The organism is Microbacterium gorillae (assembly GCF_050990725.1).
In the GTDB taxonomy this organism is placed as follows: Bacteria; Actinomycetota; Actinomycetes; order Actinomycetales; family Microbacteriaceae; genus Microbacterium; species Microbacterium gorillae_A.
Genome location: NZ_CP158844.1, coordinates 185,056 through 196,124, shown reverse-complemented (window position 1 = coordinate 196,124; position 11,069 = coordinate 185,056). Strand labels below are relative to the sequence as shown.

Annotated in this window: 12 protein-coding genes; all 12 read left to right on the top strand. The window is 66.5% G+C overall.

What is annotated here, in order from left to right:
- Positions 1 to 208: 208 nt before the first annotated feature.
- The 12 genes from ABTV68_RS00910 (at position 209) to ABTV68_RS00855 (ending at position 11,015) form a co-directional block, all read left to right on the top strand.
- Positions 209 to 520: a WXG100 family type VII secretion target gene (locus ABTV68_RS00910; protein WP_433675739.1), complete on the top strand. Its 312-nt coding sequence runs from the start codon at positions 209 to 211 to the stop codon at positions 518 to 520.
- Between the two features lie 33 nt (positions 521 to 553).
- Entirely contained in the window at positions 554 to 844 is a 291-nt protein-coding gene (locus ABTV68_RS00905; RefSeq protein WP_433675738.1) for a WXG100 family type VII secretion target, read from the top strand.
- Positions 845 to 955: 111 nt separating this feature from the next.
- The gene (locus ABTV68_RS00900; RefSeq protein ID WP_433675737.1) at positions 956 to 1,366 is read left to right on the top strand and encodes a hypothetical protein; all 411 of its coding nucleotides are present in this window, start codon (positions 956 to 958) and stop codon (positions 1,364 to 1,366) included.
- Positions 1,367 to 1,441: 75 nt separating this feature from the next.
- A complete protein-coding gene (locus tag ABTV68_RS00895; RefSeq protein WP_433675736.1) occupies positions 1,442 to 3,052 on the top strand; it encodes a hypothetical protein in 1,611 nt (536 codons plus the stop codon).
- Entirely contained in the window at positions 3,045 to 4,346 is a 1,302-nt protein-coding gene (locus ABTV68_RS00890) for a S8 family peptidase (RefSeq protein ID WP_433675735.1), read from the top strand. Before ABTV68_RS00895 ends, ABTV68_RS00890 begins: the two co-directional genes overlap by 8 nt.
- Before the next feature lie 127 nt (positions 4,347 to 4,473).
- Positions 4,474 to 5,475, top strand: coding sequence for an AAA family ATPase (locus ABTV68_RS00885; RefSeq protein WP_433675734.1), 1,002 nt, complete (start codon positions 4,474 to 4,476; stop codon positions 5,473 to 5,475).
- Between the two features lie 17 nt (positions 5,476 to 5,492).
- Complete coding sequence (locus ABTV68_RS00880; RefSeq protein WP_433675733.1) at positions 5,493 to 6,380, top strand: DUF58 domain-containing protein; 888 nt, start codon at positions 5,493 to 5,495, stop codon at positions 6,378 to 6,380.
- A complete protein-coding gene (locus ABTV68_RS00875) occupies positions 6,367 to 6,858 on the top strand; it encodes a hypothetical protein (RefSeq protein ID WP_433675732.1) in 492 nt (163 codons plus the stop codon). Before ABTV68_RS00880 ends, ABTV68_RS00875 begins: the two co-directional genes overlap by 14 nt.
- On the top strand, positions 6,849 to 7,835 hold the full coding sequence (locus ABTV68_RS00870; protein WP_433675731.1) for a vWA domain-containing protein: 987 nt from the start codon (positions 6,849 to 6,851) through the stop codon (positions 7,833 to 7,835). The genes ABTV68_RS00875 and ABTV68_RS00870 overlap by 10 nt, the downstream gene beginning before the upstream one ends.
- The gene (locus tag ABTV68_RS00865; protein WP_433675730.1) at positions 7,832 to 8,836 is read left to right on the top strand and encodes a VWA domain-containing protein; all 1,005 of its coding nucleotides are present in this window, start codon (positions 7,832 to 7,834) and stop codon (positions 8,834 to 8,836) included. Before ABTV68_RS00870 ends, ABTV68_RS00865 begins: the two co-directional genes overlap by 4 nt.
- The gene (locus ABTV68_RS00860; RefSeq protein WP_433675729.1) at positions 8,833 to 9,615 is read left to right on the top strand and encodes a tetratricopeptide repeat protein; all 783 of its coding nucleotides are present in this window, start codon (positions 8,833 to 8,835) and stop codon (positions 9,613 to 9,615) included. Before ABTV68_RS00865 ends, ABTV68_RS00860 begins: the two co-directional genes overlap by 4 nt.
- Positions 9,609 to 11,015, top strand: coding sequence for a hypothetical protein (locus tag ABTV68_RS00855; RefSeq protein WP_433675728.1), 1,407 nt, complete (start codon positions 9,609 to 9,611; stop codon positions 11,013 to 11,015). Before ABTV68_RS00860 ends, ABTV68_RS00855 begins: the two co-directional genes overlap by 7 nt.
- Positions 11,016 to 11,069 lie beyond the last annotated feature (54 nt).

Sequence of the window (11,069 nt, the reverse complement as noted above, 5' to 3'; positions counted from 1 at the left end):
CGCCCCCCCCCTGTAGCTGGTTTCCCGGCGCCAGCTTACGAGCGTGTTGCCGCGTTCACTGTCTGAATACCCGGCCCACAGGATGAGAGTTTCCTCATGCTGTGGATCGTCGATGCGCGCTGATCCTCGGTGCGCTAAGTTCGTCGCGATTGCTGTTTTCATTCGCGCGCTTGGGGGCGTGCGGGCGGCATGACTTGGGGGGTGTGTTGTGGCTGAGAAGATCTCTGCTGAGGCGGGTGCGCTACTCGCTGGTGCGAGTGCGGTGAATGACACGAACGCGGCGATCGCGGCGAACGTGCGTGCGGTGGATGGTGCGGCTGGTGCCACGCGTCCGCTGTGGACGGGTCCGGCGGCGAACCAGTACTTCTCGCTCGTGGAGCGGTGGGAGGCTGAGGCCCGCAAGATCAACCAGGTGCTGGTGACGCTGGAGGGTGCTCTGCGGGGCACGGCGTCTGACCAGGTGGCGACGGATGAGTCGAACCAGCAGATCATCGGCGGCCTCGGCGCAACCCTCGCCTGAGCCACCCGGACACTTCGAAGGACATCGACGATCATGGATTCTTTCTCCGTCAACCCGGCAGCGCTTGAGGCGCTTTCTTCCGACATCAACCAGCGCGGCAAGGCCATCAATCAGGCTCTGGAGAACCTGGACTCGAAGGTCTCCACGCTGCGGGCTTCGTGGGAGGGTGACGCGCAGGTCGCGTACGACACCGCTCACGCCGCCTGGTCGCGCTCGATCAACCAGATGAACGCGCTGCTGATCCAGATCGGTCAGCAGACCGACGCCATCAAGGTCGACTACCTCCGCAGCGACCACAAGTCCAAGGGCCGCTTCGAAATCTGATCCCGAACGGACCCGGGTGCCGGCGAGGAGCGTTATGTCCTCGCCGGCATCCCACCCGATTCCTCCGGCCACGGTGACGGAGGACCGGGTTTCACGTGATTGAGGGGAATCATGACCATTCGCATCGATGCCGAAGCTCTCGGCGCGGGAATCAAACGCCTCCAACAAGCGACGGCTGACGCTGCCGGCGTCACCGACCTGTCCCAGATGAGCCAAGGCTTACAGCAGTTCCAGCTGAGTTACCGCCCCCTGGCTCTGCACACGTGGGTCCAGCAGCTCCAAGCAGAGCTCGCCGCACGCGCCGCGGATGCCGCCACGCTCAACGGCAAAGTCATCACCCGGATCAGCGACCTGCAGGCCACGATCGCTGAGTTCCAGCAGACCGACGCGAACGCCGCCGCCGACGCACAGAGGCTCCTGGACCAGATCACAGACGCCAGCGGAGTGCCCGCGACGCCTACCACGGCACCTGGAGCGGGCGGCGGAATCACACCGACGCCGATCGACGACGAGTTCGTCTGAGGCTTATCGCCGCACCCATCACGCGTCGCAAGATTCTGAACAGCAGCGCACAGAACTTATTTCAGGGGAGTCAACATGGAGATCATGCATGTCGCCGATGGCGGCGGTGCGGACTGGGAAGCCGAACTGAACCGCCTCGCGTCAATGGAGACCGAGACAGAACTGCCCTACGCCCAAGCCATCAGCGATGCCCTCCTCGACATCTCCAACGTCCTGCGCGGTGTCACAGCCGACGGCATCGAGGGTGACACCGGTGACGCAGCCCGCGCCGCGTTCAACAGCGACGCGAACGAGGCCGCGCAACTGTCCGACGATGTGGCGACGCTCATTCAGAATCTTCGAGTGATGAACTCGGATCGACGCATCCTCGCCCGAGAGCATTGCGATGCGCTTGATGCCTACCCCGAAGCCCTCAACTCCGACGATGAGTACCAGTTGTGCACCGCCGAGACCGGATCGACCTGGCAGCTCGGGCCTCTAACGTTCACCATCACTGACGGCATCATCGGTGCCCTCAACACCTATTTCCGTGCCCAACGCCAAGCCCGCGCCCAAGAAGGCGTGAAAGCCGTCGCAGACCGCATGGACTACTGGGCCCAACAGTTCAACACCCAGACACGACTCGCTCCCACCGGGAACCAGGGCACCGACTTGACTCGAGTTGATGCCGGCGGGGGCAACTTCGCTGGTGACACAGGACCCGCTACCGGGGGTGGTGATGGTTCCTTCGGCTTGTACCCGGGTGGCGGCCACAATCCCGCCGGATACGTGCCGCCAGGGATTACCTACACGCCGCCGCGCGATCCTGGCACTGGAGATGAGACGAGCCCGACGGTTCCCACGTTCCCGATAACTTCACTCCCCGACCGCCCCGACGATGAGATCAATGTCGGTTGGCCTGTGCCCACATACCCCATCGTGCCACCCGATGACGTGCACTCATTGCCTGCGTTGCCGGATTATCCGACCCGCCCCTGGAACCCGGACGATCCCACCGGGAACAACCCAGACGCTCCCTGGACACCAGTCGACCCCGGCTCATGGGAGCCCACCCGCCCGACCTACCCCGACGACGATCTGTACACGCCGTACGTCCCGGGCGAGAACAGCGGCTCTGACTATCAGCCCTACACGCCGCACCCGCCGTACCACCCAGCGACGTCCAACCCGACGGGCTCGTACATCCCTGGCACAGATGGTGGACAGTATCGTCCAGGGCTCACGCCGGACTCGGCGATGGGCAACGGCTCCCACGGATGGGGCACCGGCACCAGCGTCGGTCGCGCAACGGGTCTTGGTGTTGGCAGCACCAGTGGACTGCTGAGCAGTGGCGGTACAGGTATCGGCGGTACAAGCGCAGGCACTGGCGGTGGCATCGGTGGTGCCGGGTCTGCGGGGCTCATCGGCGGCGCGGGCGGCGCGGTCAGTCTGGCCGGCGCGAAGCTCATGCAGACCGGCCTCAACGGATCCCACGGTGCATCCGCTCTCGCGACCGCACCCGGCACTGCTGCAGCCGGGGCACGTTCGGGCGGTGGGATGGGCATGATGGGCGGCGGAGCCGGTGGCGGTCAGTCCACAGGTTCGAAGTCGCGTCGCGGACTGTCCGGCCTCGTTGCCCCACACTTGGATGATGACGACGAGCCACTCCCACGATCCGAAGCGGCCGGAGCCGGCGGGCGTGACTGATACTCTCACCCGTCGCCGACGGTTCCGTCGACTCCGCACGCTCATCGCGGCCGTCGCAGTGCTCGTCGCGCTGCCGATGGGAACCCTTCCCGCGGCGGCAACGGGTGATGAGGATTACAACTGGTGGTATACGGGCATGCACGTCGAGGACGCACGCAACGAAGGACTCACCGGAGCCGGCGTCAAGATCGCCGTGATCGACACCCAGATCAATCCTGATCTCGACGTCTTCGCGGGCGCATCGCTCTCTATCAATCCTGTCGTCAGCTGCGATGTCCCCGTGACGACGTCGGGACTGAACGATGGCGTGCTACATGGAACCGGGGTCACGGCGCTGCTTATCGCGCGGCCAGTTCGAGAACTCGCGATGCAAGGCATCGCCCCCGACGCCGACGTCACGTTCTATTCAGACGGTCATGACAAGTGCCTTGGACGATCAGGTGATCCCTCACCGATGATGGCAGCGGTTGCCCGCGCCGTCGCTGACGGCAACCGCATTATCTCCATCTCTCAGGCAACGGTAGTCCACAACGACGCGGACGCTGACGTCATCGCTACAGCGCTCGCCGCAGGTGTCGTCATAGTGACGTCCACCGCCAACACCCAAGAGCAGCGCACATGGCAGGCGCCGAGCCAATTCAACGGGGTGGTGTCCGTCGCTGCTGTGTCGCGTGACGGCATGCTGCTCACCGACGCAGGCAGGCCCGTCATCACACCGAGCGTCACGGTGGTCGCTCCCGGGGTCAAGATCATGACACCGGGCGCAGCCGAGGGATGGGACGAGATGGCGGCCGCCACGGGCAGTTCCTTTGCAACGCCGCTCGTGGCGGGGGCACTGGCGCTGCTGTTGCAGAAGTACCCCTCGGCGACAGGTAACCAGCTCATCCAGGCGCTAATTACCACGACCTCGCAATCTCGTGAAGGGCAGCCCAGAAACGACACCAACGGTGGCGGCTATGGTGCGATCTCCCTGCCATACCTTCTCGCCGTGGACCCTACGACACTGCCGGATGAGAACCCGCTGATGAACCAGCCCCTCGGCGTACCCACCAGGGAACAGATCACGGGCGACACGCCCACACCCACAGCCGTCCCGACCACAGCCGCACCGGCCACCAGCTCCCCCACATCAGCGCCCGAACGCCCCGCCACGACACCACCCGCCGCGGCGAGCGCGTCTGACACGCTCGCGTCCGTGCTCCCCTGGCTCATCGGCGGCGGAGCGCTCGCGATGGTGATCATCGTGGTCCTCGTGATCGTGATCGCCACACGCACCAGGAAGCCGCACTCCTAACGCCCCACGCGAACAACACACACCAACACCACAGCGGCATCCGTATGCGTCGCGGACAGGGTGCGGGTAGCGTTGTGGTCCAGGGGGAACAGGTGTCTGCCGTCCCCGCGCAGGGAAAGGGACCACGATGCAGCAGCCCGCCGCCGCACCCACAGAGCAGGAGATGGCGCGCGCACGCGACGTCCTGAAGATCGTGTCAGACGCCTACTCGGCTCGCATGGTGGGACAGGAGCGGCTGCGCACCAGCCTGCTGATCGCGCTCATCGCCGGCGGACACATCCTGCTGGAGTCGGTTCCGGGCCTGGCGAAGACCACCGCCGCCTCCACCCTGGCGGCCACCGTACAGGCCGACTTCAAGCGCATCCAGTGCACGCCCGATCTGCTTCCCAGCGACATCACCGGCAGCCAGATCTACGACGCCGCGCACGGCACGTTCCGCACCGTGCTCGGACCAGTGCACGCCAACTTCGTGCTGCTCGACGAGATCAACCGCTCCTCCGCGAAGACCCAGTCGGCGATGCTCGAGGCGATGCAGGAGAAGCAGACCACGATCGGCGGTGAGCTTCACAAGCTGCCGCGCCCATTCCTCGTGATCGCCACCCAGAACCCTATCGAGCAGGAGGGCACCTACGAGCTGCCCGAGGCGCAGATGGACCGCTTCCTCCTCAAGGAGATCGTCGACTATCCGAGCCCGGCGGAGGAGCTCGAGGTGCTGAACCGCATCGACGCCGGCATCCTCGACCCCGATCACCCGGGCGACGGGAAGGTGACGCTCGACGACGTTCGGGACCTGCAGTCGATCGCATCGCGCGTGCACGTGGACCCGGCAATCCGCAACTACATCGTGTCGCTCGTGTACGTCACACGGAACCCGGCACCCTACATCGGTGACGACCGAGCCCGCCACATCAAGTACGGTGCGAGTCCCCGTGCGAGCATCGCCTTCCTGCAGGCAGCGCGGGCCTTCGCGCTGCTGCAGGGCCGCGCGTATGTGATCCCCGAGGATGTCCGTTCGCTCCGTCACGTGATCCTGCGCCACCGCGTGCTGCTCACCTTCGAGGGGCAGGCCGACGGCGTGCGCGGCGAAGACCTCATCGACGCGATCTTCGGCGCCGTCCCCACCCCGTAACCGGAGCGCGTTCCGCCATGGCCAGCCTCATTCCGCGGGTGAAGAGCAAGCTCTTCATCTCCTCCGGGCGATCGTCGATGCACCAGCTCGACGGCGCGTACAAGTCGTTGCTGCACGGGCGCAGCCTCGACTTCGAGGACCTGCGTCGCTATGAGACCGGCGATCAGGTGCGCGATATCGACTGGCGCGCGTCCGCTCGCCTCGGCAACCTCGTGGTCAAGCGCACCCGTGCGACGCGCGCGCAGACCGTGCTGTTCGTGGTGGACACCGGGCGCACCATGGCCGCACTCGCGGAGGATGGCGCGCCGAAACAGGAGCTGTCCATCCTCGCGATGGGCGCGCTGGGATACCTCACGGTTCGCCACGGCGACGACGTCGGGCTCGTCTACGGCGACGCCGATCGGGTCCGGCGCCTGCAGACCGGAAGCAGCGAGGCGGCACTCGAACACATGCTGCGCACGCTCGATTCGACGACGTCTGCGGCAACCGCTCCCGGATCGGTGGACGACCTGCTCGACTTCGTCGCGCGTACCATCGCGCAGCGGATGATCGTGGTGGTGATCGCGGACGAGGATCCGCTCACCGACCGCACCGAGCAGCTGATCCGGCGCCTGCGACTCCAGCACGACCTGGTCTGGATCACGGTGGCCGACGCGGACGTGGTGCTGAGTCATCGATCTGCTTCCGTGCGCAGCGACGTGGTCAGCGGATGGCGGGTGCCCGACTTCGTGAACGGGGATCCGGAAGTGCTCGCTGAGCTCACCGAGAAGCGCGAGCAGGCGGAGGACCACCGCCGCGAGTTCTTTCGGCGCTGGGAGATCGATCACACGGTGCTGCGCAACCAGGACTATGCCGTCGGCGAGATCCTGCAGATGCTGAATCGGAGGTCGCGTGTCCGCTCCTGACGACCTCTACCCGCCCACGCAGTACGGCGGCCTCTGGCTGCTGCTGGCGTTCGGCATCATCCTCGTTCTCGTGATCGCGGCGATCCTGCTGGTGGTCCTCACGCGCCCGAAGAAGGTTGCGGACGCCATCGCCGACGACCCCGGAAGCCAGCTCACCCTGCCTGAGGTGGTAGCCCGCCTGCAGGGCGACTACCTCCGTCAGATCGACGCGATCGAGCGCGGCTACCGCGAGCGCACGCTGCCACCCCGCGAGGCCAACGTCCAGTTGAGCCGACTGGTGCGGCGGTATGTCAACGAGTACAGCGGTCTGGAGGCGCCCGTGCTCTCGCTGCAGGATCTGCAGCGGCTCGGGGTCAACCCGTCACTGATCGACGCGCTGCGTCGCCACTACTACCCGAGCATCTTCCGCAGCGGTCCGCCGGTCGATCCGGTGGCCGGAGCCGAAGCCGCGCGAACGGTGGTGCGATCATGGCGTTGAACTGGCCGTTCATGCTCCTGATCGTGGGCGGAGTGCTGGTGGTCGCCATCGCGATCGGCGTGACGATCGGCCTCGTCCGCACCTCCCGACGCGTCACCGGCGGGGGTGCCCAGCTGGCGCGCGCGGAGCGTCTGCGCGCGCTGCCCTCGTTCTCCCGCGCCGTCCGCACGCGGCGGATCGCCCTCTCCGGCATCCTGGTGCTGGGCGCACTGGCCGTGCTGTCGGGTGGCCTGGCGGCCGCGCGTCCGATGACCGCGCAGACCATCCAGCCGGTGAGCACCAATCGCGACATCATGCTCTGCCTCGATGTATCCGGCTCGATGAGCGAGGTGGATCTCGAGATCATCGACGTGTTCGAGAACCTTCTCGACGGTTTCGAGGGCGAGCGGCTGGGCCTGACGATCTTCAACTCGTCGCCGGTCCAGGTCTTCCCCCTGACCGACGACTACGACTTCATCCGCGAGCACCTGCAGAGCCTGCGGCGCAGCTTCGACTACACCGATAGCGTTCCCGAACACTACAGCGGCACGCTCAACGGACCGGGAGCTTCGCTCATCGGTGACGGTCTCACCGCCTGCGCGATGCGGTTCGACCACGTGGAGGAGGAGCGTTCGCGCACCATCATCTTCGCCAGCGACAACGAGGTGAACGGCGCTTCCATCGTGTCGGTCCCGGAAGCCGCGGCGTTCGCGAAGTCCATGGGCGTCCGAGTGTTCGCCATCAATCCCGTGGCGGGCAAGGACGCGACGATGACCCAAGAGCTCGCCGATGCGGCGGCGCTCACCGGGGGCAAGGCGTACGAGCTCCGAGACGCCACCACCGTCGACGACATCGTCGCCGAGGTCCAGCAGCAGGCGGCCACGCAGCTCAAGGGACAGGTGCAGATCATCTGGAGTGACTCCCCGAACCTAGCCCTCGCCGTGCTGGCCGTTCTCTCGATCGGATTCGTGGCGCTGATGTGGAGGGTGCGGCTGTGATCTTCCACCCGGTTCTCAACGTCTTCGTGCTGATCATCCTCGTGGGCGGCGGCGTCTTCGTGACCGTGCGCAACATCATCACGGCCCCGACGGGCGCGCGGCGGTGGCTGTGGGCGGAGCGGACCCTGCTCGTGCTGCTCTGCTTCGTCATGCTGCTGCGCCCGGCGGTTCCCGGCGGACAGACGCAGACGCTCACCACGAACACCGACATCCTCATCGCCGTCGACACCACGGCGAGCATCGTGGCCGAAGACTGGGGCGACGGCCAGCCTCGGCTCGATGGCGTGCGACAGGACGTGCAGAGCATCGCCGACACCTATCCCGGAGCGCGCTTCGCGCTGATCACTTTCGACGCGGAGCCGGTGCTGCGTCTGCCGTTCACCACCGACGCGAACGCGCTGATGAGTTCGATCGACGTGCTGCGACCGGAGGTCACCGGCCAGTCGCGCGGAAGCTCCGTGGGCATCGCCGCGCAGCTCGTCGAGCAGACCCTGCGCAGCGCCGCCGAGGCGGAGTCCGGTCGCGATCGCTCGCGCATGCTGTTCTACCTGGGCGACGGCGAGCAGACCGTGAGTCAGTCCGTCGAGTCGTTCTCCGGGGCGAAGAAGTACGTCGATGGTGGGCGAGTGCTCGGCTACGGCACAGCCGAGGGCGGACCGATGAAGATCACCACCGGTCGTGCCGATGGCGAGGATCCGGGCTACATCGAGTACCAGGGCGCGAATGCGATGTCGGTGATCGACAAGACCAACCTGAAGCAGATCGGATCCGACCTCGGTCTCGAGTACGAGCACCGCACCGCAGATGCGGAGATCTCGCTGCCCGACGCCCCGCAGTCGTCGACGAACTACTCGGAAGCGGGAAGCACGGGCAACGTCACGGAGCTGTTCTGGATCTTCGCTCTCGCGGTGGTGGGCCTCCTGGCGTTCGAACTCGCGCGCGCAGCCATGATGATCGCGGGTATGCGCGGTCTTCGCGCGACGAAGGCGGGTGAACGATGACCGCGCCGCACACCTCAGCCGACGCACTGATCCGCGGCAACCGGACACGGCGACGCGTTCGGTTCTGGGTCGCCATCGGAACCCTGCCGCTGACGATCGCCGCGCTGGTGCTGGTGGCCAAACTGTTCAGCATGTTCGTGTTCGCGCACTTCGCGATTACTGACTACGTGAGCGGAGACGGCGAAGGGACCGTGCGCAACGCGGGCTGGCAGAAGCCGCTGAACTGGTTCGAGCCGTACAAGGCGCCGTACAACGCGGGCGACGGCTACGCGCTGTCGGAGAAGCTGCCTGAAGCCCGCGCCGAGTTCGAGGACGCGCTGTCCCTGGCGCGCGGACTCGAGGTGTGCGCTGTGCGCATCAACCTGGCGTTCGTGATGGAGCGTCAGGGCGATGCCGCCACGGAAGCGGGGGATCTGAAGGGCGCGCAGGCGTTCTATGCAGAGGCGCTTACCATGAACGCCGAGACGCCGGACGAGTGCCAGAGCGACGAGGCCCAGGACCAGTCCCCCGACCCCAATCGCGATATGTCCGACACCCTCGAGCAGCAGCAGAAGGATCTGTCCGAGAAGCAGCAGCAGAATCAGCAGCAGCAGGATCGCCAACAGAACGGCGAGGAGGATCCGCAGCAGCCCACCGACCCGAATGAGGAGCAGCAGCAGGATCAGCCCTCGCAGGATCAGCTGGACGAACTGCAGCAGAAGCTCGAGGAAGGTCAGCAGGAGCGGGACCAGCGCGGCGACGACGGCACCGGCGGCGGCGGAACGGATAAGCCATGGTGAACGACCCCGATCCACAGCGCGAAGACGGCGGGGTATCCCCGCACCAGCCTCCCGCCGGCACGCCGTCTCGCCCCGACGATCCGCGTGTCATGGGCGCTGAGGCTGCGTCAGCCTCCGGCATCCCGGCGGCCCCCGAAGCCCCGGCGAAATCCGACGGCTCCCCGGCTTCCGCGGACTCTGAGTCCGCTCCGGCTCCACCGCCCGCGGCTGTGGGCGTACCACCAGCCCCGGATTCCGCGCGGCTGGCGAACGGGGCGTCGCCGACCCCGGTACCGGACGGACCGGAGCGCCCGGGCAGCCGGTACGTGACCAGCTCGGACGGCGCACCGCCCGTGCCACCGCCCGGCGGCTACCGCGGTGCGCGGAATCCGGACCTGGAGAAGGCTCGGCATGCGCTCGTCTCTCCGGTGGATCTGTTGGCGCGTCCGGTCGCCTCTCCCGCCCCCGTTGCCGACGGGCCGCGTCCGCTTCGTCGGGTTGGTATCGTCGCGCTCGTCGCGGCGATCGGCTGGGCGGTCGTGCTCCTGGGAGCACTCGCGGTCTCGGCGACGGACTTCCTGTTCAACCTCAACGTCGTCGTCATCCAGCTGCTGATCGTCGGCGTGATCGTCGCGTCCGTGATTCTGAGGGATGCGCGTCGGCTGGGCGGCATCGCCCTGGCGATCGCGCTGGTGTTCAACGTGGTCACGATCGGCGGAGTGAGCGCAGTCCGCACGGCGGCGCAGGGCAGCTACGAGGGTCAGAAGACCGAGCAGCAGAAGCTCTGGGAGCGCTACCCCGGCGTGAAGGGGATGTCGACGACCGAGATCAAGGCGCAGCCGTCGCTCGAAGAGGTGCGAGCGCGCACGGAGGAGATCCTTACCGCGGTGCGCGAACGCCTCAGCGCCGACTACGGCGTCACCTGGGTTCAGCAGCCGGTGCCTGAGGACATCTCGCCGGAGCGCAACGGCTACGGTGGCGAATCCATGCTGCGGACCTACACGTCGACGATCTGGTCCACGAATGAGGCGATCACCGACAATGCGCTCAAGCTGCAGATGATGCACACCATCGACGACGTGCTGTTCTCCTATGGCATGTCGCAGTACTACCCCGTGAACGATCCGGCAGAGTCCACCATCGATCCGTCGATCATCGAGAAGATGTTCGGCTCCACCGATCCCGATCTGCAGGCGCAGTGGGAATGGGCGTCGTACGACTACGACACCGGCGGCTGGTTCTACGGCGATCTCTACGATCTGTCGAAGGACACCACCGGTCGTTTCCGCACCGAGCGGCAGGCGGACCACGATCGCACCGGCGTCCCGATGGAAGGCCTGTCGATCATGCTCCGCGCCGAGAAGCTGCTGTCCGAGAGCGACGTCGCCACCTTCGATCAGCGCATGTCGGAGTACGAGTAGCGCCCCTTCCCCGGGATCGGTGTGCCACCGCCATCTCAGCTCACGCAACCCATG